The following is a 26953-nucleotide window of genomic DNA, read 5'->3' as shown; positions in this document are numbered from 1 at the left end:
GTATCGAGCATCCTGTAGGCAGCCAACTCATTTCCTTCAATGATCTCGTTGATCATCGTCCATGCTGGAGAAGGAACACCAATCAACCTTCAAGATTGATGCTCAGCATGACATCGGTTTCAGACACATTTCCGTTGAGAGGACAGATACTCCACTGGAAATTTGGCTTTGGGCAATCCAGCTCTTGCCATAGGATGCGAGTCTTGCAGCGCATGCCCTGCTGTGCCTCTAGGACATCACTGCTTTCCATCACATGCTACTTTTCCCTTTCCCTTTCGGGTCCAGGTGAGTGAGGTGACTCAAGAACCTCCTTCTCAGTTCTTCCTGGCTAAACCAGGGATATCATCAAGCGTGACACGACGCACAAGATTGCTGTCACCAGCCGAAAAGTAACAACCAGATCCATCTACATGGAGGCACGAGAAGGATCTGGCAAGGGTCTCTTTAGAAAAAGATGAGGATGATGGTAGTGAGGAAGCCAATCACAGCAGCAAGCCCTGTCCCAATGAGAAAACCCCTGAAGTGCATCCCGTAGTTTTTGTATCCAGCCATTCCCTCCGTTCCAGACAGCACCATGAAGCGAGGGGTGATCGTACACACGATAAGCCAATCCAGGATCAACCAATCCACGAGGTTAAAGAGAAAGATGGTGCCTGCCGCACTCAAGAAGATCTCCACTGCATTCCCTTGTGCTCCTTTTGTGGAAAGTGCGGCGGCCACCGGGAAACTGAGCAAACAAAGCCAAAAAGGAATGCTCCAATAAAGCGTCTGTCGCTTTTCCTGATCCGTTTGCGGTGGCACTGCTGCTCGCACATCTTTGGGATAGCTTCGAAGCATCAGACGGGGATTCACCAACCCCATGCCTACAATGATGGCGGAGAGAAGCAGGGATGCTGGGATACCATAGAGGAGAATGGGAAAGAGCACGTTCATTCCTTGTCTGTACCTTTCTGCTGTGTTTGGCCTGGTCGGAGCAGCCTCGCTGAGTTGGCAAGAATCCCCAAATCGGGCAGCGACTGAGCAGCAGCAGCCAGGATCGGTGGCAGGATACCAAAGGTGGCCAACGAGAGACCTACCAGGTTGTAGAGGGCGGTAAAGCCAATGTTCATTTTGACCACGCGCATCGTGCGATGGGCAATGGCAAACACTTCCGGTACTAGTCGCCAATCATTGCGCATGAGCGCCATGTGGGCCGCATCCATTGCTACATCCGTTCCGGCCACGCCCATTGCCATGCCCACATCCGCCTGGGCCAGCGCGGGCGCATCGTTGACCCCATCGCCGACCATGACCACCGTATGCCCTTTGGCCTGGTATTCCTTGACCAAGCGGATCTTGTCTTCGGGCAAGAGGTTAGCCTGATAGCCAATCCCCAGTTGGGCGGCTAGGCTCGCTGCCACGCGCTCGTTGTCTCCGGTCAGGATTTCGATGTGTTTGACGCCATACCTTCTGAGAGAGGCAAGGGCTTCTGGCACTTCAGGACGCACAGTATCTGAGGCTGCAAGCAAGCCAACGAGTTCACCATCGCGCTCGATAAACAGGAGCGTTTTGCCTTGCGCTTCAAGAAGAGCGGTCTCAGCTTGATTGTGCCCCGAGGAAATGAGGCGTGCGTTGCCGATGACCAGCTTGCTCCCATCAATATGAGCCTGTATCCCCTGTCCTGGAATAGCCTCAAACTGGTCAGGAGACTGAAGCGACAGTCCTTGTTTCAGTGCTTTCGACCGTACGGCTTCAGCGAGAGGATGTTCCGAATACCGCTCCGCACTGGCTGCCAAGCGCAGGATATCTGAGGGGGTGAGCTGGCTTGTGGCAACGATATCGGTAATTTGCGGTTTGCCAACCGTCACCGTTCCTGTTTTATCCACGAGCACCACGTCCGCCCTTGCAAGGATCTCCAGGTACTTGCCGCCCTTAATGAGCATACCCCGTTTAGCGGCAGCTCCAATAGAAGCCAGCATCGCTACCGGTGTCGCTAGAGCCAACGAACAGGAACAGGCAACCACCAGCACAGAGGCTGTGGCAAGCGGGTTCCGGCTGATCAGCAAGGTAAGGGCCGCAATCGTTCCCACAATAGGAAGAAAGTAGGCAGAAAAACGATCTGCCAGACGTTGCACATCGGCACGATGCGCCTCTGCTTCTTCCACCATGCGAATCACTCGTCCGAAGGTGGTATCTGCTCCCACATGAGTTGTGCGAAGCCGCAACCTCCCCAGTGTGGCAAGAGTGGCAGCATAGACCTGACTTCCTTCACCCACTTCAACGGGCATAGACTCACCAGTGATAGCGGCCTGATTGACCGTTGCCTGTCCAAGAAGCACCTGACCATCAACTGGAATGGCTTCGCCTGGTCGGACAATCACGACATCACCCGGTTGAACCTCACCGATAGGCACGAGCGTTTCATTCCCGTCTCGCTCAAGACGAGCCGTTTTCGGTGTCATCGAGGTCAGATGCTTCAGCGCACGTCGAGAACGTTCGGTGGTAAAGGTCTCCGCGATATTGCCCATATGCATGAAGAAGACGACCACCGCAGCGGTGGACCACTGTCCCACCACAAGCGCGGCAAAGACGCCAAGGCTCATGAGGGTGTGGGAAATCACCTGACGGCGCAACGCCGCTTTGATGACGTTCAGAAAAATGGGGGAACCGGCAAGCAAGACGAGTGCCCATCCAACATACCAGGGAACCAGATCCGTGATGCGTTCCATCCATCCCAGCCATTCGCCGACGATCACGACCAGGAGCACGATGCCCAGCACCATAGCAAAGAGGGTGAGAATCGGACGCGTAAAGGAGCCGAGCGAGGGAGGGGCAGAATCAGCCTCTTTTGACGCTTCTTCTGCTGTAATCGAGTACCCTGCTGCCTTGACGGCCTGGTGAAACGTGGGAAGATCAACCTGGGTGGGATCATACCGAACCGCTGCTTTCTCTGACGCAAGATACACTTGAGCTTCTTCGACCCCTGGGAGTTCTGCCAGAGCATGCTGCACATGTTCAGTACATTCGGTACAGTCCATCCCAGCGATCTTCAGTTCGATGGTGCGCAGTGGAAGCGAAAGCGTGTATCCAGCGCTCTCGACCACTTTGCGAAACGCCCTCGTATCCACTTGCGCGGGATCGTAGCGAACGATGGCTTTCTCAGAGGAAAGATAGACCTGTGTTTCCGTGACACCAGGAAGCGCACAGAGTGCATGTTGCACATGCTGAGTACACTCGGCGCAATCCATGCCTTTTACGTTCAGTTCGAGCGTTCGCAGCTCATGAGGGATTGCAGCACCCATCCTCTTCTCCTTTCGCTTCAAATCCTGGATGCTGATCAGTGTAATTCGTGCATTCATACATGCCGCGTGCAATATCACGCACAATATCCTCGGTGATGCGAAAGAGATCCGCAATCTTGGGATGGCTCAACTGATAAAAGGTGTAGCGGCCCTGCGATTCCGATGCCACGAGGTCACAGTCAGAGAGACAGCGGAGATGATTGGAGACATTGGTTCGCGATAACCCCGTCCTCTCGACAATAGCATTCACCGGCAAAGGCCCTTCTCGCAGTGTCTCCAGAATGGAGAGACGAGAAGGATCAGCAAAGCCACGATAGAGTTTGGCTTTGAGTGTTAGCGCTTGGGCTTGCAAGGTAGGCATAGGATTTCTTCTTTCTCATGTGTTAATAAGTCATTACTTGGTGACATATTAACGCATAATATTAGGAGCGTCAAGCCATGCTCTGAAACATCTCCCTTGTATGTGTTCTTACTTTGCGGCTTTTTTCGCAGCGAACTTAACTTCACCCCAATAAGCAGAGAGGCTATTTCATTCGCTGCGAAAAAAGCCATCAACAGCTATTTGTGTCGTTTGGCTCATATCTTCGCCACCTGGGCCAACAAATTGTCAATCTCGGATAAGTGGCTCATTAATTGCAAGCAACGAGGAAAAGGGCGGTCGTGACTGACATAATCACACCGTAAAGAGTACGGTCTTAATGAAAATATGGTTCAGCATACCCCATACCAATCCATTGGATAAGGAAGGCGTTGAGGAAAAATGAGACACCTGCGAGCAACGCGATACGTCGATACGTGAGGGGGTTATTGCGCATAGGTTTTCTCCTTCCTGAATGGTTGTATACTAATCACAACCATTCAGCGCTTGTATATTTTTGAGATGGAAGTGTGAGAGGAGTAGGGGCCGATGTGAAGACCTGGATATATCCCGACAGTTGAGGAGCGGGTGGACTGGCGCTTGGAAGATGGGATGGCACACTCTATGTCTGTCGGGATGCCTGGGTACTGCGCCATCGGAAAACGGGTGAGGTGAGGCGTGCGCGCTGTGATCGCTGGTCGTGTCTTTCTTGTGGGCCTCGCAAGGTGGATCTGGAGCAACAAGTGATGGCTGAAGCTGAACCAATTCTGACAATATCCTGAGAATGTACGAATTTGGGTTTCACACAGGTATGGCGTCTTCACATGGATATGGTGTGTTGTGATTTTAGTCATCTGATGCGACCCGAAGTTGCTAGGGACCTAGAAAGACTGACAAAAGATCTGGCGGAGGTGTTGGGGATCAAGATCTAGGAGTGTCTGATGGAGAAGGGGTGATTAGGGATATGCTCATTTATTCCTTCGTTCCCATCGCTTGCAGAAGTCGTGTCTCTTGTGAAATGGCTGAGAGAAAGGGAGACAGAGATCATTCCAAAGAATCTCCTCTCACTGCAAAAAAGTTGCCCCATGAGGTGTTGCCTCCTGACTCAGGGGCTATCAATCATTGGGTGCTTCATCTCGTATCATTCTAGCGTCAATCCTTGTGCTCTTTTTCCTGTGGAAGTGTGCACAGTGTACGGACAGGCGAACACCAGAGCCAGAGTTGCGCAAAAAGGAGGCTACCAACAACGAGAAATAAGGTGGAGCGTATGCCGATCTGCACTCCAAGCCATCCTCCCAAGAGCGCTCCGAGAGGCGTTGTTGCCCAACTGATGACTTGTATGGTTGCCTTCACTCTCCTTTGTAGAGCATCTGGTCCGCTACATTCTAGCTCACTTCACGCGTCACTATTGTTTCTGGTGAGAAGAAAACTCTAGCGGCTCGCCTTCCAAAAGAAGCGAGAGTAGATTGTTTTGACGACGAGGCCGATGGATACTTCATTGCCATTCATTGATGCTTGTTCACGTACCTATCTTCCCGGTCGCGCGGAACTGCACGAGTTGGCCGATAAAGTTCAATTCAGGATTGAAGACGATATGGAGAGCCAGAAACGCAGCCATAATATCATCCCGATATCCATATTTCTGCAAAACGCTCTGAAGCGCTTTCGGGTCCTCGTTTTCGATGGCAAAGACATACTCTAACACTGGGTCTGGCCACTGACTGTTCTGGTTATGTGCCGCTGGTTGGGTCATCATGCGATTCTCTCCTCCTGAGCTTCTATAGGCCTCAACACTGCTGAGTGGTCTCAGCAGCAGCTAATCTGTACCCTTTACAGCGACGGACGTCGTCGAAATCAGTGTGCGCCATTGACGTGTGCCCGCCGATAATAACGCAGAATGGACCTTTCCCTCCACGCAGCAAGGCATCCATCCCCTGAACGCTATCACCAGCTCCAATACCTGCTTCTGTGCTTGCATTCTTTCGCGCTCATTTCCTCCTGTTGATTTTGTTCTCTATTAGAAGAGTAGTCCACATGATCATATGAGTTACGCTACCCATGACCTCCGGATATAAACTCAATTCACCTGTCTCCAGCATGTTTAGCAAACTGCAAGTGGCCGTATGTGCGGAGGCGACTATTCGTGCCAGAGATGCCGGGCTGACGAAGGACACGCCATGAAGAGAGCGCTTGGAAACCCCGTCTCCAAGCGCTCTCTTCATCAAAACCACTTGCCTTCCAAAGGAGGGCGCCTAGCAAATGGTGTGTGTCGTTCCTCCTGGGAAGAAATCTTTCAAGGGGTCATACTCCGCTTCATCGGCATCAAACGTGTTCCTGTCTGTGTACAAGCATGCATGAACATGTGCGAGCAGCACCTCCCTCTCAGCGTTCCCTCTTCCTGGCTGCGAGACATCTGGACTCTTCTTGTCAAGCACATTGATTGTCTTCTCATGGGCATTGGTTCTGGGGACATCCCCAGAGAGCCCACATGGTTGAGACAGACATGAATGATGTTCCCTAGCCTTTTTGTCCCAGGCCATAACGCGGAGCAGCCACAGAACAACAGTATACGGAGAAAGCGTATTCTGCCAGACGTCATCATGAGAGATGATGGCAGGCAGGGAACCCCTTCTGAGGCTACGCATTTTTCATTCTGTGTTGACAGACACTGACCATTGGAAAGTGGAAGAGGAACCGCATGTTTTTACGGCGATCTCGCACAGGGAAGGACTCCACCGTTCAGGAAGATTCGCCTCAATCGTTTCAGGAGATCCTCAAGCAGGCACGACAAGGTGAGAGCGAAGGACTCAGCCTTCTCTATCGTCGCTTCCTACCTGGGATCTTTGGATATATCGCGGCTCGCGTCCCTGACCGGGCAACCGCAGAAGATCTGACGTCTGATGTCTTTCTCGCCATGGTTGAGGGGATTGAGCGACAGCGATATGACGAGGAAGTACGCTTTACCGCCTGGTTATTTCGCATTGCTCGTATCACAGTTGCCACGTATTACCGCAAACATGAGAAGCAGCATCCTACTGTCCCATTAGATGGAACAGCACTCGGTGGGGAGTATGCCGCTATTGAGAGCATACCCGATGAGCAAATAGAGGCTGATCCGATGCGATGGGCCGAGGAACGAGATGAATGGAAGAGCGTTGTACATGCTATGAACCAACTCACGGAAGAACAGCGTCAGGTCCTGGTTGGGCGCTTTCTGCTGGGATATGATATCGCAACTGTTGCCAAAATCATCGGGAAAAAAGCAAATGCGGTGAAAGCGCTGCAATTTCGTGCGCTCAAGAACTTGCAGCGCATCTTGATACCATTTCAGGCTTCCATGGAGCACACGAGACGGCGCAAGGGAGGATGTAATGAAGACACCATTTCATGATTTCGAGACACAGCCGGAACGGTTGTTGCAACAACAGGATTCCCAAACTGCTCAGGGAAGCCCTCAAGCAAGCGAGAGAGAAGATACCATCCAACCGCTCCGGATGGCAACCAGCAGCACACATGAGGACGCAAATACCGTGCTGCTGGAACTCCTGGCCGTCGCACAGACCTTACAAGCAGTACCGCAACTGCAAGTAGATGCCGAGTTTGCCCATCGTTTAGAGCATCGCCTCCTGGCTCGCCAAGTGACATTGAAACGAGCGTCTCGCAGATCATCCTGGTGGCAACTCTTGCTTCGCCCGTCATTGAGCCTGCGTCCGTTGGTCGGCGTGGCGGTGCTCTGCCTCCTGATAGTATTCTTCGCAACAGGAATCCTCGTCGCGGCAGCGCATACAACCAATCCTTCGAACCCGCTCTATAGCCTGAAGCGGTGGGAATACCAGATGCAGGCCCCTCTATCTGGGAAACCCACATCGCTTACACAGGCGGAGTGGGATGCTCAATTCGCACAGGACCAACTGAGCGTGCTGACCACCCTCGCCAGCACTGGGCAAGCGCCACAGTCTGCGCAATATCGTGACGAGCTGGCAACATTTGACCAGGCTATGCGGATATTTGCGCACGATATTGAGCAGCTTCCACAAGGGACGGATCGACAACGGATGGAGGGCGAATATACCTCGCGAGCTATTGATGCACGAGGGGCACTCCATACTCTCTTAGGGCATTTGCCGCTCGCGGAACGGCAACAAACAACGGTGGTACTAGGGCACCTGGGAGAGCTAGTGCCACATCTCACTACCGCCATCGTGACGACACCCGCTCATGGAACACAACTCCTGACCATTACTCTCACTGGCGATCATTTCCAATCAGGGGCACAACTCCTTATCAACAACCGGGTGATGACTATACAGGGAACGTTGCAACAGGATCAGTATGTCTTTGTCCTGACCTGGAATAGTGCTCAGATACACAGTGTCGGGTTGCTGAATCGAGACGGCACCGTCGTGCAAACTACCAGCATTGAACGTCATCAGAATGGAACCGGCGCCTCGAATCAAGGGAACTCAAACACGAGCAAAGGACATGGCAATGAGAATAGTGGTAATACCTCTGGAAGCGAGAATGGAGACAATCGTGGCAATGGGAGCAATGGAAATGGGAACAAGAGCAAACCGCCAGTCACGCCAACGCCTCCACCTCATCAGTAAGGTGTTTCCCAGAAGATGATCTATGGGGATGATATTCCAGGGCAAGAATGCACCCCAACGCTATCAGCGCATATTGCTGATAGCGTTGGTTCACGAGCAAGGCAACCCCTAAAGATCATCGCTGGGAAATCTGCTATGGATGAAAATAGCTGCAAGTGCCTATTTTGCAATCTCGGGTAAGCGATATGACACAAGAAAAAATACACATAGATGGATATGATATTTCGACGCTTCTCTTTCAGGGACCATATACTGTTCTTTACGAGGGAAGGAGGCAGACAGATTCCAGGGATGTTTTGCTCAAACTCTGGCCGACTGCCCCTCTTGCTTCAGAGCATGAGCGCGAATCTATCCAGCGAGAAATTGAGCATCTGAGGACGCTCAACGAGCATCCACATATGCTTGAAATGCATGAAGTGCGCGTAGGCGATTTCGGAATTGCCCTTATTACTGATGCCGCGCCCCTTGGCACCCTCCAAGCTCGACTCACACGTATGGCATCCCAGCCATTCCCACAAGAGGAAGCATACGCTCTTATCGAGCACATAGGCGGCGTTCTCTCCACGGCTCATTCGCAAGGAATGATCCATGCTAATCTGAGTTCGCAGAATGTTGTGTTTCGCCAGGAAGGACAAGCTGCCCTGACCGACTTTCATGTCAAGAGTATCATAGGAACGATCAAGAACTATCAGGGCTCTCTTGAAGAAGGAGTACCACGCTGCTGGTACATGGCCCCCGAACAATTCCAGGGATACGTTGATGCCTTCTCTGATCAATACGCGCTTGGGTGTCTGGCATATGTGGTGTTAACAGGCCGGGTTCCGTTTTTTGGCACTGCGCGTGCCACGCTCTCACAGCAACAGAGCAACGAGGCGCCAGACGTGCCTTCACACGTGAATCCCGCGCTGCCATCACATATTGATAGCGTCATCTTACGTGCATTGTCGAAAGATCCGTCGCAACGTTTCCCGGATGTAGAGGCTTTTCTACAGGCTCTCAGGGAAAAGAGAGAGCAGTTCCCAGTAGTTTTGCCCTCGGCTCTCTCGTCCCTCCCAACAGAAGAGACGCAAGCATTCTTCGCACTGGATGGGACGGCGAGTGAGCAGAAGGTGGCACATGCGCGAGATGGTGAGGAGAAGAAGAGTACTCCACCCTCTGGCATGGTGAGGAGGATCAATGTGAATGGCGGTGGAAAAAGCAAGAAGAACATACTTCCTCTCCTGATACTCGCAGTGATGACGTTACTCATTATTACTGGGACCATCATTGTCTGGCAGCGTCCTTTGCTGCAAATGGCCCAGGAGAAGGACGCTCTGGCAATGACTCCAGCACCTCTCTCTACCTCGACATATGCCCCAACAGGAACCGCAACCGGAACACCCACGTCCCCACCTAATTTGCATCCATCTCCGACAACAACACCAGACCAGAAGCGAGCCGCGATTTCACCGTTTATTGACTGTGTGCAACGAGAAGGTGGCACCTATGCTGCCTACTTTGGGTATGCTAACACGAACTCGTTTGCAGTCAGTATTCCTCAGGGGGCAAACAATTATTTGAGTCCGACCGGGTACAATGGCGTGCAGCCAGGCGTGTTTCAGTCTGGCAGGCAATATCGTGCCTTTCGCGTCCCGTTTAAGAATGGGACTGTGATCTGGAATCTTGATGGAGGAAGTGCCACTGCTAGTAGGCAAGGCCCAGACTGTTGAGAACTGGACCGCGCCCATGGTTTGAGAACTGAAGGAAGAGGCAAAGGGAAAAGGGAAGAGTCTGTGACGTTGTCCTTCTCCGATGAAGAGTTGGCCTGTGATTCGTCCTGATCTCCAACTCTTCAGCAGAAAGTGACAGCAAGGTCATCTTGTGTCACAATTTGTAACCCTTCTCTATTAATGCCCAACTCAGTTCACAAGGGAGCGGGGATCTGTAGAAGGGAGGCTATGTGATAGATTGTTTGAGCCTCTCCCTCCGAAGGATAGATCATTCAAGGAGACATGCTCCGTTTCATACCCATCAAGTTTGTTTACAGCAATGCGCGAGTAAAGCTTCTCAGCACGCTCTCTTCCTGACTGTGATAGAGCTCTGCTTTTCTCAATGGAGAAAGTTATCATCTGAGTCACAGGGATTATGGGTAGAACATGGGTAGTCCAAATGGAAGCGAAAGACAAATTCTGACATTCTTGTCTCAGGCCGTAACCAAAGCAGACCATTCAGCAACTCTCTATAAAGAATACATATTCCTTCGGATCTTCCTGCTGCTTGCTGAAGGGGAAACCATTCCTGATGCTGCTGAGCAAAAAAGAAGACACATGTTTCGGCTATTGCCCGTGGGGCTTTTTCATACTTTAACCATCTGAAAGCGTAAGAGGATTTGAATGTTTTTATGGCGACCTCATGGAGGAAAGGAATCCGCAGATCAGGAAGGTTCGCCTCAAGCGCTTCAGGGGATTCTCAAGCGAGCATAACAAGGCGAGAGCACCAAATGAATGACGATCTCCAAGGTAATAGCGTAAAACATTGACAAACACCAATATATAAGTATACTCTTATTAAGAGCATCAGGTGCCAAAGGAACTCTTGCTTATGATAGGTGAGTTTTTTCTTGTTGATGCTCATTGCATGTGCAAGAGGATTTTGCGCATATTTTACGGCAAGAAGCCGCCTCGCCTTACAGCCTGTTTGTGCCTTCTGCTCCTCTTGCTTGTCTGGAGTTTCGTGTGTGCTCATTTCTGCAAATGATGCCGTTAAGCGCAATTGCCGCAATACGAGTGCATGCCTTACTCCTGATTCTCTTTTTTAAGAGAGGAAGTTGCAGATGAAACGCTATTTTCGTCTTCTCTGCCTGGCAACCACTGTTTCTCTTGCCCTCCTGGCGTTCTCCGCGCCTGTGTTTGCCAAGCAGACCTCAAACGGTTTTCGCTCCCACCATGTCTGTGATCTCGCCTCATCAGGGTTTGCCCAATGCAATGCCATCCAATTGGATACTTCAAGCCAGGGCCTGACCCCCAAGGCCAGCAGCCCTTCTGGCCTCAACCCGGCAGATCTGCAAGCTGCGTACAATCTACCATCCGCAACAGCAGGCAGCGGGCAGACTATAGCTATTGTGGATGCCTACGATGATCCCAATGCGGAAGCGGATTTAGCTGTCTATCGTTCGCAGTTTGGTCTTCCTCCCTGCACTACGGCTAACGGCTGCTTCAGGAAAGTCAATCAGAACGGTGGCACGAAGTATCCACATGGTAACAGCGGCTGGGCAGAGGAGATTTCTCTTGATCTGGATATGGCGAGCGCCATCTGCCCCAACTGCAAAATCTTGCTGGTGGAAGCCTCTTCCAATTCGTTCACGAATCTGGGTATCGCTGTCAACACCGCCGTTAGCCTTGGAGCCAATGTCGTCAGTAACAGCTATGGAGGCAGCGAGTCTAGCGGCGAGTCCTCCTACGCCTCGTACTACAATCATCCAGGTGTCATCATCACTGCCAGCTCTGGTGATGCGGGCTATGGAGTGGAGGTCCCTGCAGCCTACAACACCGTCGTTGCGGTTGGTGGCACCTCGCTCAGTCGCAACAGCAGCACCTCTCGTGGATGGACAGAAACCACCTGGAGTGGCGCGGGCAGTGGGTGTAGTGCCTATATTACCAAGCCAAGCTGGCAGAGTGATACTGGTTGCTCCAGGCGCACAGTGGCTGATGTCTCAGCAGTTGCCAATCCAAGTACGGGCGTCTCAGTCTATGATACCTATGGTCAAGGATCGGGCTGGATGGTCTTTGGAGGCACGAGTGTCTCAGCTCCTATTATCGCTAGCGTGTACGCCCTGGCTGGCAATGCAAGCAGCATCAATGCAGCCTCGTCCCTCTACACCCACACAAGCAGCTTATATGATGTGACCAGCGGCAGCAATGGCAGTTGTAGTGGCTCCTACCTCTGTACCGCCACGACAGGCTATGATGGTCCTACCGGTCTGGGCACGCCAAACGGGGTTGGAGCCTTCTAAGGCGAGAGTCCCCGCCGAAGAGATTCTGCACGCGAGGCAGCAGGATCTCTTCTCCCTTGATGTCATGGCTAGGCAGTCTGTCTCTATGAACACACACAGAAGGAGGGAGATATGACACGCACGAAGATGGTTTCCCGTGTACTTGGCATCTGTATAGCACTCCTGCTCCTTGGTATACGCGTCTCGCTGAGTCAAGCCTCATCACATGTGGAAGCAGCCACCACCACGCCGATCTCAGTCTACGGTGCCTGGCAATGTAGCAATGATGGCTGTCTCTGGGGGACGGTGCGCAGTGTGACCGAGTTTGATAGCAAGAATCATTGGCTCATTGATCGAGGAGACGGCATCCCTTCTGTGAACCTGGTGGTCTTGAGTTTCGTTCAACCGCTTAAGTTGCTCAATAAAACCACAGATGCCCAGACGGCGCAAGGGCTTCCTGTTGGCATGACAGCCGATATTGTCAATTACTTCAAGAGTCATAACATTCGGGTCATGCTTTCCATTGGAGGGATTACCTATGTAGACGCCTGGAATCAGGCCCTTGCCACCAATCCTACACAGCTAGGGCTCAACGCGGCAGCGGTCGCACAGCAACTCGGCGTGGGCATTGAGATTGATTATGAAGCGTCAAGCTCCCCCAATCTGACGGGGTTACAAGCCTTCATTGATGCTTATCGCTCTGTGGAACCCTACGATGCGACAGGACAGAATCAGGCGGCTCGCCTCACCATTGATCTGGCTGCTGGCGACCGATGGCTGATCGGGTTGACAACCAAGGCGACCACATCCTGGCTCACCACGACCACTCCAGTGCTTGATTATGCGAATGCTATGGTACCAAGTCGGCAACCAAGTAGCGCAAGCAGCGCTGAAGCGAATTGGCAAGAACACATCGACGGCAAGCCACAGTATAGTCCTCCCATTCCCCCTCTTGCCCCGGCCAAATTCACAGGTGGACTCTATATTACCAGTGCGAACGGAGCTGTGCAACAGGAATGCTACCACTTCAGCGGGTCACTCATCGATACGACGGGCGGATATGTACAGTCGGTCGCACCTCATGGAGCAGGGATGACGAACGGGATGCTGGGCTATATGTTCTGGGCCGCTGAGTGCCCTTCAGCACGAGGTGACTGTACCACGCCTCCCAATACCTGTGAAGGTGGTGTTGGTGTGGGCGGCCAGACCTATGCTCTTCCAGTTCCAATGCTACAGCTACGGCAGACGTAAGTGCGTCGAATCGGGAAAGATGAATGTTCTTCAGGAGAGCAGTCGTGCATTGCTCTCCGCCATCCTTTGCTTTCAGATCGTGTCGTAGGGTTCATCGTATGCTCCCAACGTAACATCGTCATTTCGTGTTGATCAGCGGTCAAGGAAAAGAGAGGATGTATGTCGATGTACACACCCTACTTTCAGAAACACCTTGGAATTCGTCGTCTTGGACACTTCTCTTCCACCGTTCTCCCGATGATCATGCTGCTAGCAATCATCCAATCAGCATTGCTCGCGTCCGTCACCAGTGCGAGGCAGAGCGAGCATTTGACCGCTTTCGCTGCCGGGTGTCTCTCGCCCAGTGATTGCGTTGCGAAAATGACGCTCCCTGAAAAAGAGGGGCAGATGACCCAGGTGGAGAAAAATGCCTTCACTCAGGCTGGCAACTCGCTCACCGATATTACGACGTATTCCATTGGATCAGTATTAAGTGGAGGTGGCGGTGGTCCCAATGGCGCAGGTGGTACCGCCACACAGTGGGCAGATATGGTAGATAATTTCCAGCAGTATGCGCTCCAGACCCGTTTAGGAATTCCGCTGTTGTATGGCGCTGATGCGGTCCATGGACACAACAATGTGTATGGGGCGACACTCTTTCCGCACAACATTGGGTTGGGGGCCATGCATGACCCTGCACTCATTACCCAGGTAGAGCAGATCACCCGTGATGAGATGCTTGGGACTGGCGTTCGTTGGACGTTTGCCCCTTGCGTGTGTACGCCACAGGATATTCGCTGGGGGCGCACCTACGAGGGCTACAGCGAGGTCCCCTCGGATAATGCAACAGATGGCTCCGCCGCCATTGTGGGTTTCCAGGGGACGAATGGCACACTGGGACCAACGAATGTCCTGGCAACAGCGAAACACTTCATTGGCGATGGGCATACGGCCTGGGGCACCGGATCACCATATCTCAACGAGGGAGACGACCAGATTTCCGAGCAAACAATGGATGCTATCGATCTCCCGCCCTATCAGTCAGCTGTCTCAAACAAAGTTGGTTCGGTGATGATCTCTTACAGTAGCTGGAATGGGCTCAAAGATCATGCCAATCAATATCTGATCACGACCAAACTGAAAGGCACGGGAACAGACAGCTATGGTACCCCGAATCTGGGGTTTCAGGGCTTCGTGGTCTCCGATTGGCAAGCCATTGATCAGATTTCTTCGGACTACAACTATGATGTGCGTACGGCGATTAACGCTGGCATCGATATGGTCATGGTCCCCGATAAATACAAGACCTTCATCAGTACCCTGGATACCGAAATCAAGGCCGGACGCATTCCGATGTCCCGTATCGATGATGCGGTGACGCGCATCCTGACGGCAAAATTCGCGTTAGGCTTGTTTAGTCAGCCCTACACGAACCGCAGTTATACTCCTAATGTCGGGTTGGCAGCGCATCGCGCAGTAGCCCGGCAGGCGGAGCGGGAATCGCTCGTCCTGTTGAAGAACAACGGTGTACTCCCCTTATTGAAGACGGGGAACTATACTCTGGTGGTCGGAGGAAGCCACGCGGATAATCTAGGGTATCAGCTAGGAGGGTGGTCAATTTCCTGGCAAGGAGGGAGCGGCACCACCACGGCAGGAACAACGCTGTGGCAGGCCATTCAGCAGGCAGGATTATCATCCTCAGTGAAACTCAACTTCGTTGGTACGCGTACGAAGGGAAATTATCGGGGGGTATAATTCGTTTTCTATTATTGGGACATATAGAGACAAATACTGACATCTATCCGCCTCTTGCCAAAGCTGTGTTTTTCTGGTATCTTTGTTCTACTTTCAACACCAGGAGGAAGGGCAACCGATGGTCCGTGGGTATCGGGGAGAACTTGACCTCAATAATGTACAAAAGACGCTCTGCCGCAAACATGCCGGGGCCGCTCGCTGGGCGTACAATTATGGCCTTCGCCGCAAACAGGAAGCCTACAAGACAGGAGCGAAAACGCCCACCGCCATCGATCTGCATCGCGACATCAATGCCCTCAAGCCCTCTGAGCCCTGGATGTATGATGTCAGCAAGTGCGCCTTCCAAGAGGGATTGCGCGACCTGGATGCCGCCTTCAAACATTTCTTTCGCAAGTGCCGGCTCAAAAAAGAGGGCACATGGAAAGGCTCGTGTGGCTATCCTCACTTCAAAAGCCGCAAGAAAGCCATCGGTGGCGCTCGCTTCACCGGGAGCATTCGGGTGTTTCCTGATGCCATCCAGTTGCCTCGTTTGGGAAGGCTCCGGCTCAAAGAGCATGGCTATTTCCCTCTGGGCGGCAAGATCAGCAGTGCCACCATCCATGAGCAAGCAGGCAGATGGTTTGTTTCCATCTGTGTGCATGAGGAAAAGGAAGCATCCCAACCAGCCACAGGTGACGTCATTGGCGTTGACCTAGGGATCAAGCGGTTGGCGACCCTCTCTGATGGACGCACCTTCGAGAATCCCAAGGCACTGCGCAAGAAACTCACGATGTTAAAACGCCTCTCGCGACGCCAGAGTCGCAAGGCCAAAGGATCACGCAATCGCCAGAAAGCCAAGCTGCGCCTCTCACGGATGCACGCTCGGATCGCCAACGTACGTAACAATGCCTTGCACCAAGCGACCACCCAGATCGTGGCGAGAACCAAGCCCGATGCCGAGCGACCGCGTGTGATCGTCCTCGAGGATTTGCATATTGCAGGCATGCTCAAGAACCGCAGGTTATCTCGAGCGATTGCGGATGTGGGCATGTACGAGTTCAAGCGGCAGATCCTTTACAAAGCCGAACAGGCAGGGGTGCAGGTGCTGCTGGCCTCGCGCTGGGAACCCTCTTCAAAAACCTGTTCCTGGTGTGGCTGGATCAATGAGGCGCTCACCCTTTCGGATCGGGTCTTTGTCTGCCTGGAGTGTGGAAACGTCCAGGACCGAGATGCCAACGCTGCCAACAATCTCGCAGCATTGGCACAATGAACAGAGCGTACCGCAAGTTCTGCGGGAAGTGACGCCTGTGGAGCAGATGTAAGACAAGCGAAAGGCTTGCTGTCTGCGCTGAAGCAGGAACCGAATGCTGAGTATGGCCTGTCCATGTTTGGGTCAATTTCGGAGAACGGGATGTCGGGATCGTTGCGGTTGGCGAAACGCCGTATGCCGAAGGCAATGGGGATTCGAATACGCTAGCACTGAGTAACGGGGATGCAACAGCAGTCTCAGATGTGTGTAGTCGTGTGACCAAGTGCATTGTACTGCTCTTTTCCGGGCGTCCAATGATTATCAACACGCAATTGAACCAATCTTCCGCATTCGTTGCAGCGTGGGTTGGCTCAACGGAAGGCGAAGGGATCACCGACGTATTGTTTGGTGATGCTGGTTTCCAAGGCAAACTGACCTTTACCTGGCCGAGTACCGTGGCACAAGAACCTTGCAATCAAAATAATGGCTGTACGGGTACCTTATTCCCTTATGGATATGGTATGACGCCTTTCTAACAGAAATATCGCATTGGGAAGTTCCCGTGGAATCGCCTCCAGAGCTGCTCATGGGGGAGATTCCACAGGTCTAATTTTCTGCAACAAAAATACGGAGAAACATGCAGCCATGATGATCAAAAGCAGAGCTTCTTTTCCACAATGTGTCTACTCATTCTCTCGCAGATCTTCTTCTGGAGCCTCTTCTGCTCTTCTTGATTGAAAGAAAGCTATCTAACATCCATTATGGATATCAATGGCAAGCACAACCTCACTCACTGGACGATCAAGATCATCCTCAAGCCACTTAGAAAGCTGATCAAATGACGGCCATGCGGGTCTACTCATTCGTTTATCCAGTGGCAGTCTCGTGCCATGTGAGCGGGCTGGTGCGCAGGCAGGGGTGCCCGTCGATCACGATGCGAGCAGTCATATGCTGGATAGACGCGTTCCAAACACATGTTGGATCAACATGAAGCTGTACGGCATCCCCCTGGCGTTGGTGAGGTGGCTAGGCTGCCGAGCTTCCGAATGAAGTTCTTGCGCAGGCGATGCACGAACGAGTACAATGGAGACAACCTCTGACCCTTGTTCTTTCAGGAGGAAATGCACGTGAATCAACCGGCTGCCATTCGCTTTGTCCGTGAGCGAGGCAATCCCTCTGAACAGGCACGGCTCGCCTTTCTTCTCACAGGGACCATGCCTTCCTCCGAGTCCATGCAGCAGTTTTTCCAGGATCAGCAGGAGGATGGGGGTTGGTCGCCCTTCTGGGCTCCTGGTTACAGGGGACTGGATGCCACGTGTTTTTGCCTGGCCCAAGGAGAACAGATGGGCATTGGGCTCAATGAGCCGAACATGGTGCAGGCGGCCCTCTTTTTGGCCCAACGTCAGCACTCGGATGGGGCCTTTGAAGAAGATGAAGCGGTAAGCGACCTAGCTCCTCCCTGGGCGAGACCGGGTAATCTTGCGGCTCAGCTCTACCTCACGGCGAACTGCGGCTTCTGGCTCACTTTTTTTCCCCAGACCCGAGCCAGCGCGCAATTGGCGGCCCGGTATATCCACTCCTTCCTGCCACCAAATGGTCATCTGCCAACCTTCCTGCATACACACTGGTTGGCTGCTGGCCTCTTCTCTCATCTGAAACAGATCGAGCCTGCTAAGTGCCTCCTGGCCTACCTGGCAAACCGTCTACCTGATCTCTCCGCCAGTTCCCTGGCATGGCTAATGGTCACGTTGCGTCTGGCGAACTGGCCTGCCACGACTCCCCTCATTGCTCAAGCCGCTGCGCTCCTCAACCAACTTCAACAGCCGGCGGGAAACTGGCAGAGCGAGGATGGTCCAGAGCAGGATGTCCATGCCACGTTAGAAGCTCTCCGGGCTTTCATGTTCCTCTAATACCGAGAGGTACTCCAAATGAGAAGATTCCTTTGAGCTTGGCTTGTTGTGCATCTCGTGGGATATAGACACCTGTTTCATGAGGCATGGTGCTGCGTAGGCGAAGAGAGATGCACGCCTCACCATGACCTCTGTCTCTGTGCGTAACCAAAGCAAAAAAAAGACAACTGTATAAACGAGGAGGGCAGACGTACGCTGCCCGCCCAAGAGGCGTCCAGAGACATCCCAGAGTGACAAGAAAGAGCAGGCCATTCTTTCTTCGCATTGGTCTCAACACAGAGAGTTCTAAAAACGAGGAGAAGAGGACCGCTCCTCTGAAAACTGGTGCACCTTTCCCAGAAGCAGAACAAAGACAAACCATTTGAAAACGAAAGGAAACAGAAACAATGGGTATCGGAAGCGCAATTGCCACAGTCATCAAGGGCAAGATTCTTGTCACCACCCTCCTGGGCATGGCAGTCATTGGCGGGGGCACAGCCGCATTTGCGGCAACTCCAGCGGGGCAGAATATCACGAAGTCGATTACCACTTCCGCGCATACCGCGACGCCCACGACAGCCAACACCAAGGATCAGAAGAGCACGGAAAAGACCAATCCTAGTAAGAAACAGTCGACCAGTCAACAGGATGAATGCCCCGGTCTTCCCGAAGTGCAAAACCTGGCAAAAGCTTTCTCCCTGAGCACGGACAGCAAGAGCGAGACCATCCAGCTCCTTTGCTCACTGCATACGGGCGACTATAAAGGGCTTGACCACGCGCTTGGCTATGGCGAAATCAACGACCTCCTCACCTATGCACAGTATCTGGCAGGGCAGGAGAAGAATGCCACGGATGCGAAACTGAGCGATGAGACGCTGAGTACCTACATCACGAAGGTGCTGCAAACGTGCGCGAACGATCCTATTTCTGCCTGTGTGAAGGCGAACATGCCCACAGACCAGGGAAAGAGTGACTCGAACAGTGGCGACACGAATAGGAGTAAGAGTGGGACTCCTACCAAACCAACGGTGACCCCCGGAAAACCAACCGTCACGCCCACACCACATCACTAATACCACCTCTCCCTATTTGCGTCTGCTCGCGTGTCCCCTTGCGAGCAAGGGGACATTTTCTCTGCTCTCATATGAGAAGCAGAGATGTGCTCTTTCGCGAGCGCCCATCATCTCCTCGAAAGGTCTCCTTACCAATCTATCTAGAAGTACTAATATTGCTGGAATAGACGTGTGCTCCATAACTACAACGGGCCGAAATCCAACTGATATGGTAGAGGTCTTGTCCTGGGCAGGTACAGAATACGCGAATACGAACCTACGTTCATTGAGAGAATGCTCATGTGGGCGGTTCTGGGTTTAAGAGTTGCCTATCAACAGGACCGGAATCTGGTCATTTTTTCGTTTTTAAGGAAGTAAGGAATGAGCGTCCCTTCTTACAAAGAATTTCTGCGTCAACAAAGTTCCGATGAGGCCTATCCCCCTCAAGGAACATCACAATTCAAAACACCCTTGAAGGCACAGTTTGGCACCTTGCGAGAGCAAAGCCAACGTTTTCCCATACAAGGAAGCACTCCCTCTCAAGGAACATCACAATTCAAAGCACCCCTGAAGATGCAGTCTGGCACCTTGCGAGAGCAAAGCCAACCTTATGCAGCATTTGGAGCATCTCCTTTCGATAGTGCATCACGCTATCACGTGACAAATCCGTCACAACCCCTTGTACAGCAGCCAGAAACGGGGAGTGAGCAACGTGGATATTATCCTCCATTCGAGATGCCTCTCTCCAATGCTGCATTGCTAGATTCTATTCCAACGATGCCTCTTCCCAGAGTTCAGGCGCTCTCTGCTACTGATGCACGCAACACCTATTCTGCTGGCGATCCGCTGACACATACAAGGAGTGTTTCAACGATTCATCCACATCGTATTTCAACTGATCCATATATTGATATACCAGTTCCTTATTCTGCTCTAGAAGCACCGAGGCCATTCTCCCAGCTCTTGAGAGCGTCAAACCCATCCTGGCAATCGGCACTACCACGGACTGAGCCAGTGGTGGGGTTGGCATCACGGCGTACAACAAAAGCATATGTTATGATGAAGGTGATTCTCATGGGAGGAGCTGGACTCTTTGTGGGAGGCATAGCTTCTTTCTGGCTCTTGCGCTCCCCTACCTACCTGGTGGTGACCTGGGCTATCCTCATCATCGTCTTCTCAAATCTGGTCAGTCGAGAACTACGCTCTTACTATCGGTTGAAAGCAACGACGCAGGGTATGGGTGGGGGACAGGCTTCTCCTCTCTCTCCAGCTCATGAGGTGGATACGGGACGCCACCCTGTGCTCAAGGACATCAGTGATACAACTGGATATCTTAAAGCCCTCAGTCTTGTCTCCAAGCCTGGTTATCCAGCTCAGAACGTTCCCGAAAAGGAGTACAGGGTATGACGGCAAGGACAGGCAGCATCTTTCTGGTGAAGCTCATCGTCTATAGTCTTTTCTACATAGGGACCTTCTCGATCTTCATCGCTATCGTATTTCTCCATCCTCGCCCCGTGGAGTCGCCACAGGTGAATATCGCTCGGGGCATCATCATTTGTTTTGCCAGTGTCCTCCTTACCAAGTACACTGCCTATATGTTCCTGAGCCCCTGGTATGAGATTTTCCAGGCACGCACACGGCACCGTCAACTGCTCTCTGGGCTATACACTCCTCTCGTTTCCGTGATCATTCCGGCCTGGAACGAAGAGGTCGGATTGCTGAGCACAGTAAAAACACTGCTGGAAGGCACATACCGGAACCTGGAGATCGTCGTTGTCAATGATGGCTCGACAGATGGTTCAGACGCCCTGATGCGAAGATTTCTCTATAAGTATGAACGGCAGGTCGCAGGGAGGAGAGACATGCCCCGTCTGGTCTATCATTATCAATCCAATGGCGGAAAGGGGAAAGCACTCAACACAGGGATTAGCCTCTCGCATGGACAGATCATTGTTTCGATTGATGCTGACTGCCTGGTACACCGTGAAGCTATTGCGAACTTTGTCACGTGTTTCCGAGATCCGAAGGTCATGGCTGCTGTAGGGAACGTCAAAATTGGCAATACCAGGACACTGGTTGGGGCAATCCAACATCTTGAGTATCTCTTCTCCTTCTACTTCAAGAAGGCCGATTCCATCATGAACACCATCTATATCATCGGTGGAGCTGCAGGAGCCTTTCGCCGTGAGGTATTTGAGCGACTGGGAGGCTATAGCGTTGAGAATATTACCGAGGATATTGAACTGTCCGTGCGAATCCAGAAGGCTGGCTGGAAAATTGTCTATGCGCCTGATGCCATTATCTACACAGAGGGTGCGAGTACCATACGGGGATTGATGAAGCAGCGCCTCCGCTGGAAACGTGGGAGATTTGAGACATTCCGCGACCATCGTTCATTATTTTTCAGTTGCAAACCTGAGCATAATAAACTGCTCACCTGGGTGATATTACCACTTGCCCTCTTTGGGGAACTCCAGTTGGGCTTTGAGCCCTTCTTCATCCTGGTGCTCTTCCTCTTTTCAATGGTGTCCGGGGACTTTTCCGCCTTTCTGAGCGGAGTGCTGGTGGTCTCGGTGATGTTCTTCATTCAGCTCTTTGATGATAAGCACACACGCAAGTTCTCTTATCTGTTACTGTCCCCAATTGGTTGGCTCCTTTTCTATGTGACCACTTTCGTTGAGTTTAGTGCGCTCCTGCAATCGGTCTGGGGACTAATACGCAAGCGCGAACTCAAGTGGCAGAAATGGCAGCGCATGGGAGCCATTGATCAGTGAACCTACCAGGTCATTGGTTTGTAATACGGGCTTGAAATGAGAAGACAGTGTGGCATATATCTTGCAAACTCGCTGGAAGAGGGATATCGTGAAAAAGTTCATACTTATTACTTTCTGTATACTTATTATTTCCGTGCCTGTCGTATGGATGACGATCCACTTTGTACAACAGAGCCGACAGAGTGTTTCCTCGCCTGCTCCAACACCGACGCCTCCTCCAATGGCCTGGAAATCCCATGCTATGGCATGGATCTATCCTGGGTCTCCTGCATGTAATGCCGCAAATGAGTATAAGGATGGAAGGGTGATAGATACATTGAAACCAGAATACTATAAACTTAATGAGTCAGGAACACTGACGCAACTTACTACGGAGAATGCTGGATGTAATGCCTATTCTCCTAATAATGCATCAGAAGTAAAGAAGTACTCTATGCATCAATACGTGACTGTTTCGGGGAATATAGCGGGTATGGATGCACTTGTAACGAGTCAAGCAAAGATAGTCCAGGCCGTGACGACATTAAAAACCTTTGTAGATACGGTAAAATTTACCGGTATTGAAATTGATTTTGAAGGATTTTCACGCTGGACACCGCAGCAATACGATGGGTATAAAAATTTTCTGACGCAACTTGGAGGCACGCTGCATCAAAATGGCTATACACTGATGATTGATGGGCCTGCGGTTCTGGCGAAAGATTCGTCTCAATATCAGTGGCGGTATGAGGATTTTAATGCACTTCCTGTCGATTACCTTGTTGTGATGGAATATGATTGGCAATATGATTTTGGGAGTGGAACGCCAGTAGCACCACTTGCACGAGAAAAAGAGGTCACCAGGGAAGTGATAGGAAAGATAAGGGATAGCAATAAAATTGTGATTGGTATCCCTTCTTATGGATATCATGGACGCATGGGAGGAGAGAGCATTACCATTGACACTCATGCACAATCACACATGTATCCAGGATACACTACCGCGAAACGAGATACATCGTCAGCAGAAATGATGTTTACGCATGCAGGTGTCTTCTATGACTATGCTGACTCACAAACAGTAAATACCAAACGGAGTCTTCTTGAAGAGCTTGGTATTAAGAATATATCGGTATGGTCTTTGGGTGGGAATCAATGGTTTTCAGGAAAGGTGGAACCTCACTCTTAGCTCAACTTTGGGAGAAGCATGTTGACGTTCTCTTTGGTCGTCTTCTTCTTGGTATGGTCAACGTGAAGGGCCCACCTCATAGAAAACTGAACAGTATGATACAAAGACTCCATGAAAAAAAGTTTCAGGGGCTCCATACAGAGGATTCCGTTTCCCACCAGAAATCATCGGTCATGCTGTCTGGCTGTATGTTCATTTCTCCTTGAGTTACCGCAATATTGAAGAGCTTCTAGCTGCATGTGACGTTAGGGATTTGGAGGTCACCCAAGTTCCTTTTCTCGATCTTGATGCTCCTATCCAACAGACACGTCAATTGTCTTAGATGACGACCGTGGCGTCTTGTTCTACCGCTCAGCTTTAGTCTTGTGTGGTGGATTGGGTTTCACTTTCCTGCCCGGCAACTTGGCTCTCATGGAACGCATGGATGGCCTCCCGAACGCCGTAGTAGATAATAACGAGGGACGCGAGCGGATCAGCCCACCACCAACCAAAGAGGACATTGAGCAGAAGTCCCAACAGGACGGCCCCAGCCAGATACGCATCCACCAGCGTCACCCGTCCTTCCGTGAGCAGGACTTCGTTCTGCAATTTTTGTCCAGTCACACGTTTACCGAAGGCGAGTAGTAGCATCGCGATGAAGGTCGCGGCGATCCAGATGAGTCCACTAACGGAGGTGATAGGATGGAGTCCGATTAAGAATGTATAAAGGAGTTGTCCAACGATATAGATCACCAGCAAAACGAAAGCGATTCCTATAAGACGAAGCGCCATCCGCTCACGCTTGAGGTTGACACCAGTGAGTTGCCAGACAACAACCACAGATGCAAAGATTTCGATGAGTGAGTCCAAGCCAAAGCCGGCCAGAGCGACGGAACGGGCGGTATATGCCGCCAGAATCACGAGAATCACGCCAATGACATTCCATCCTAACGTGAGGTATTCGAGCAGTAATCCTCGTTTGAGAAGAGCCGTTTGATGCAAAATAGCCTCCAGTTCATACATGTGTTGCTTCTCATTGTATCTCATCCAGAACTGAGGACTACCAATTGGAAAGAGGGGAAGACTACCATCTGCCAATAAGATCATCCTCTAGCGCTTGAAAAGCTGATCAAGGTACGAAGAAGTTCGTGCTCTCGACTCTTGTGGGTTTCACACTCAAATGTTTTTTTGCTTGTATACTTTTTGTAGGGAATGTATCAGGTGGCTGTTGTGTGAAATGGCTGCGTAAGTGAAATGGTCTGACAATAGAACCTATCTCCACAGATGTGTACGAAACGTTATTTGAACACAAGCGAGGAAAGAAAGCGTATTAAAAACGATCGTTTAAAATATAGCGAATCCTTGAGAATTACTGAGGATCAAGGTATGATATGAGCATGAAACTCAGTGACTACGCCAAACAACATGGGGTCCGCTATGAGACGGCCTGGCGTTGGTTTCGCGACGGCAAAATCCAGGGCAGGCGCGTCGGAGCGCACACTATTCTCATCGATGAACCAGCCAGGACTGCCAGCCCAGTACAAGCCACAACGGTTGTCTCTACCCGTGTGTCCTCAGCCGAGAACAAGGCCAATCTGGACACTCAGGCGGAGCGGCTAGTGGCTTACTGTGCCGCTCGTGGCTACCAGGTGAGGAAGGTGGTCAAGGAAATTGGCTCTGGTGTGAATGACAATCGCCCCAAGTTCCTGGCCTTGCTGGCCGATCCCAAGGTGGGGCGTATTGTCATTGAACGCAAGGACCGGGGGACCCGCTTCGGGTTCCGTTACATCGAGACCCTGCTTCACACCTATGGGCGTGAGATCGAGGTCGTCAATCAGGCCGAACATGGCACAGAAGACCTGCTCTCGGACCTCACCAGTATCGTGTACTCGTTCTGCGCTCGGCTCTATGGGCAACGGCGTGCCAAACGCCAAACAGAGCGTCTTGTGCAGGAATTGGAGGCCGATCGTGCACCTGGTTGAAAAGCACATCATTCTTCGGAGTGATCCACGCTATGCCACGCTTGACGCGGCCTGCTTTGCGTCTAAAAATCTCTATAATACGGCGTTGTATGAGATCCGTCAGACCTTCATCTTTGAGGGAAAATACCTCAACTACCATGAAATGGATCGGCGCATGCAGTCGCAGGAAGCGTACAAAGCACTGCCTGCGAAAGTGGCCCAACAGATACTGCTGCTGCTCGAACGCAACTGGAAATCCTTCTTTGAAGCGCTCGATGCCTACAAGCGCGATCCCTCACCATTTCGCCGACGCCCCCAATTTCCCACATACAAGCACAAAACAACAGGCCGCAATGTCCTCATCTATACGATGCAGGCCGTCAGCCGCAGCAAACGGACCCTTGCCCGGCACCTCATTCAGCCTTCGGGGCTAGGCATCCAGATGAAAACCCAACAAGATCCCAAGGCGATTACGCAGGTCCGTGTTGTTCCCAAACACGGCTTTGTCGTTGTTGAGATCGTGTATGAACAGGAGCCGAGCAGCTCGGCCGTCGATCCTGCACTCATTGCTGGCATCGATCCTGGTCTGGACAATCTGATCGCGCTAACATCAAACAAACCGGGTTTTGTCCCGGTCGTCGTTAACGGGCGCGGTCTGAAAAGTACGAATCAGTTCTACAACAAGCGGCGGGCAGAACTCCAACATGCTCTTGGTCGTCCTGGAAATACGCGGCGCATGGAGCGCTTGACGCTCTGGCGCAATCGGCGGATGGAGCATGATCTGCACACCATCTCGCGTTGTGTGATTGAGGTGCTGGTGGCTGAGGGGATTGGAACGCTCGTAATTGGTCGCAATGTGGGCTGGAAACAGGAGATCAACCTGGGGAAACGGACCAATCAGAACTTCGTTCAGGTGCCCCATGCCCGGTTCATCGAGATGCTCACCTACAAAGCGGAGCAAAAAGGCATCCGGGTGATCCTCACCGAAGAAAGCTACACCAGCCAGGCCAGTTTCCTGGATCGTGATCCCTTGCCAACCTACCAGCAAAGCCGGGAGCATGCGCCTGTTTTCAGCGGCAAACGGATCACACGGAGGCTCTATCGGGCATCCAATGGCCAACTCATTCACGCCGATTGCAACGGGTCCTACAATATCATCAGAAAAGCAGCTCCTGATGCCTTCGGGTCGGAGGGAGTAGAGGATGGGGAGTGCAGGGTTCATCTGCCGGTAGTCCATCCCGTGGTGCGCCCAGAGAGGCGTGCAATCTTCTGTTCCGTGCAGACGGAACCTCACTCAGGCAATGTGAGTAAAGCAGCTCCTTACCTCGACCCGAAAGGAAAGAGTGGAAAAGAGCATGGAGCAAAAAGCCCATTGAAACTCTGGTACCAGGGTCAGAAGATGGGCAGCCAGGTCGTACATGGTCAAGGCTGATTGCTTGAACCCTAGTCGTGGCGAAAGTTGGACGTTCCGTGGGATAGGTACCATCACCCACGTCTGACGATATTCTGTAACTCACGGGTACTGAATATAGCCTGCGTCAGAGCCAGTTCTCAGGGAGGGAAATACGACATACGGGGGATCTACATACGAAGCGAAGATTACACGTAACCTGGGGATTGCCTAAACGTGGAGATGCGCAGGGCAACGGAGGAACCGTAGTACTCAAACGCTCACCGTAACGGGAGAGACAGGGGGAAGGG

20 protein-coding genes and 2 pseudogenes are annotated in these 26953 nt (G+C 51.9%); 17 read left to right on the top strand and 5 right to left on the bottom strand.

Features of this window, described 5'->3' with window-relative positions; translation table 11 throughout:
* Positions 1-444 precede the first annotated feature (444 nt).
* From K3T82_RS34390 to K3T82_RS34375, 4 genes are all read right to left on the bottom strand, one after another.
* Positions 445-927: a hypothetical protein gene (locus tag K3T82_RS34390; RefSeq protein WP_220198018.1), complete on the bottom strand. Its 483-nt coding sequence runs from the start codon at positions 925-927 to the stop codon at positions 445-447.
* 2 nt (positions 928-929) lie between these two features.
* A complete protein-coding gene (locus K3T82_RS34385) occupies positions 930-3281 on the bottom strand; it encodes a heavy metal translocating P-type ATPase (RefSeq protein WP_220198017.1) in 2352 nt (783 codons plus the stop codon).
* On the bottom strand, positions 3259-3642 hold the full coding sequence (locus K3T82_RS34380; protein ID WP_220198016.1) for an ArsR/SmtB family transcription factor: 384 nt from the start codon (positions 3640-3642) through the stop codon (positions 3259-3261). Before K3T82_RS34380 ends, K3T82_RS34385 begins: the two co-directional genes overlap by 23 nt.
* 1516 nt (positions 3643-5158) lie before the next feature.
* Positions 5159-5395: a hypothetical protein gene (locus K3T82_RS34375; RefSeq protein ID WP_220198015.1), complete on the bottom strand. Its 237-nt coding sequence runs from the start codon at positions 5393-5395 to the stop codon at positions 5159-5161.
* 942 nt (positions 5396-6337) lie between these two features.
* Between K3T82_RS34375 and K3T82_RS34370 the strand changes: the two genes are divergently transcribed.
* The 15 genes and pseudogenes from K3T82_RS34370 to K3T82_RS50335 all read left to right on the top strand — a co-directional run.
* Positions 6338-7030, top strand: a complete 693-nt coding sequence (locus tag K3T82_RS34370) for an RNA polymerase sigma factor (protein ID WP_220198014.1) — start codon at positions 6338-6340, stop codon at positions 7028-7030.
* A complete protein-coding gene (locus K3T82_RS34365) occupies positions 7011-8246 on the top strand; it encodes a hypothetical protein (RefSeq protein ID WP_220198013.1) in 1236 nt (411 codons plus the stop codon). The genes K3T82_RS34370 and K3T82_RS34365 overlap by 20 nt, the downstream gene beginning before the upstream one ends.
* A gap of 185 nt (positions 8247-8431) precedes the next feature.
* A complete protein-coding gene (locus tag K3T82_RS34360) occupies positions 8432-9955 on the top strand; it encodes a serine/threonine protein kinase (protein ID WP_220198012.1) in 1524 nt (507 codons plus the stop codon).
* A gap of 426 nt (positions 9956-10381) precedes the next feature.
* Positions 10382-10600, top strand: a complete 219-nt coding sequence (locus tag K3T82_RS34355) for a hypothetical protein (protein ID WP_220198011.1) — start codon at positions 10382-10384, stop codon at positions 10598-10600.
* A 458-nt stretch (positions 10601-11058) separates the two neighbouring features.
* Entirely contained in the window at positions 11059-12237 is a 1179-nt protein-coding gene (locus K3T82_RS34350; RefSeq protein ID WP_220198010.1) for a S53 family peptidase, read from the top strand.
* A 111-nt stretch (positions 12238-12348) separates the two neighbouring features.
* On the top strand, positions 12349-13467 hold the full coding sequence (locus tag K3T82_RS34345) for a glycoside hydrolase family 18 protein (protein WP_220198009.1): 1119 nt from the start codon (positions 12349-12351) through the stop codon (positions 13465-13467).
* A gap of 159 nt (positions 13468-13626) precedes the next feature.
* Positions 13627-15201, top strand: a complete 1575-nt coding sequence (locus K3T82_RS34340; protein WP_220198008.1) for a glycoside hydrolase family 3 protein — start codon at positions 13627-13629, stop codon at positions 15199-15201.
* A gap of 118 nt (positions 15202-15319) precedes the next feature.
* Positions 15320-16450 carry an RNA-guided endonuclease InsQ/TnpB family protein gene (locus K3T82_RS34335; protein WP_220198007.1) on the top strand — a complete coding sequence of 377 codons (1131 nt, stop codon included), beginning with the start codon at positions 15320-15322 and terminating at the stop codon, positions 16448-16450.
* Between the two features lie 146 nt (positions 16451-16596).
* Positions 16597-16965: pseudogene (locus tag K3T82_RS50340) on the top strand (glycoside hydrolase family 3 protein); the annotation flags it as partial.
* 591 nt (positions 16966-17556) lie between these two features.
* Positions 17557-18339: a prenyltransferase/squalene oxidase repeat-containing protein gene (locus K3T82_RS34325; protein ID WP_220198006.1), complete on the top strand. Its 783-nt coding sequence runs from the start codon at positions 17557-17559 to the stop codon at positions 18337-18339.
* 386 nt (positions 18340-18725) lie between these two features.
* Positions 18726-19391 carry a hypothetical protein gene (locus K3T82_RS34320; RefSeq protein WP_220198005.1) on the top strand — a complete coding sequence of 222 codons (666 nt, stop codon included), beginning with the start codon at positions 18726-18728 and terminating at the stop codon, positions 19389-19391.
* 360 nt (positions 19392-19751) lie between these two features.
* Entirely contained in the window at positions 19752-20777 is a 1026-nt protein-coding gene (locus K3T82_RS34315) for a hypothetical protein (protein WP_220198004.1), read from the top strand.
* Positions 20774-22144, top strand: a complete 1371-nt coding sequence (locus K3T82_RS34310; RefSeq protein WP_220198003.1) for a glycosyltransferase family 2 protein — start codon at positions 20774-20776, stop codon at positions 22142-22144. The genes K3T82_RS34315 and K3T82_RS34310 overlap by 4 nt, the downstream gene beginning before the upstream one ends.
* Positions 22145-22448: 304 nt before the next feature.
* Positions 22449-23312 carry a glycosyl hydrolase family 18 protein gene (locus K3T82_RS34305; protein WP_220198002.1) on the top strand — a complete coding sequence of 288 codons (864 nt, stop codon included), beginning with the start codon at positions 22449-22451 and terminating at the stop codon, positions 23310-23312.
* Between the two features lie 163 nt (positions 23313-23475).
* Positions 23476-23547: pseudogene (locus tag K3T82_RS50335) on the top strand (IS6 family transposase); the annotation flags it as partial.
* Between the two features lie 122 nt (positions 23548-23669).
* On the opposite strand, the gene K3T82_RS34300 reads toward K3T82_RS50335, so the two are convergent.
* Positions 23670-24314, bottom strand: coding sequence for a cation diffusion facilitator family transporter (locus K3T82_RS34300; protein WP_220198001.1), 645 nt, complete (start codon positions 24312-24314; stop codon positions 23670-23672).
* Between the two features lie 368 nt (positions 24315-24682).
* Here K3T82_RS34300 and K3T82_RS34295 point away from each other — a divergent pair, with 368 nt between their 5' ends.
* Together K3T82_RS34295 and K3T82_RS34290 are read left to right on the top strand one after the other, a co-directional pair.
* On the top strand, positions 24683-25273 hold the full coding sequence (locus K3T82_RS34295) for an IS607 family transposase (RefSeq protein WP_220198000.1): 591 nt from the start codon (positions 24683-24685) through the stop codon (positions 25271-25273).
* Positions 25260-26684 (top strand): RNA-guided endonuclease InsQ/TnpB family protein, encoded by a 1425-nt coding sequence (locus tag K3T82_RS34290; RefSeq protein ID WP_236031746.1) that lies wholly within the window; start codon positions 25260-25262, stop codon positions 26682-26684. Before K3T82_RS34295 ends, K3T82_RS34290 begins: the two co-directional genes overlap by 14 nt.
* The last annotated feature ends 269 nt before the right edge of the window (positions 26685-26953 follow it).

This window comes from Ktedonospora formicarum (assembly GCF_016587355.1).
In the GTDB taxonomy this organism is placed as follows: domain Bacteria; phylum Chloroflexota; class Ktedonobacteria; order Ktedonobacterales; family Ktedonobacteraceae; genus Ktedonobacter; species Ktedonobacter formicarum.
The sequence above is the reverse complement of the archived record's forward strand: the minus strand, read 5'-3'. Positions and strand labels throughout refer to the sequence as shown.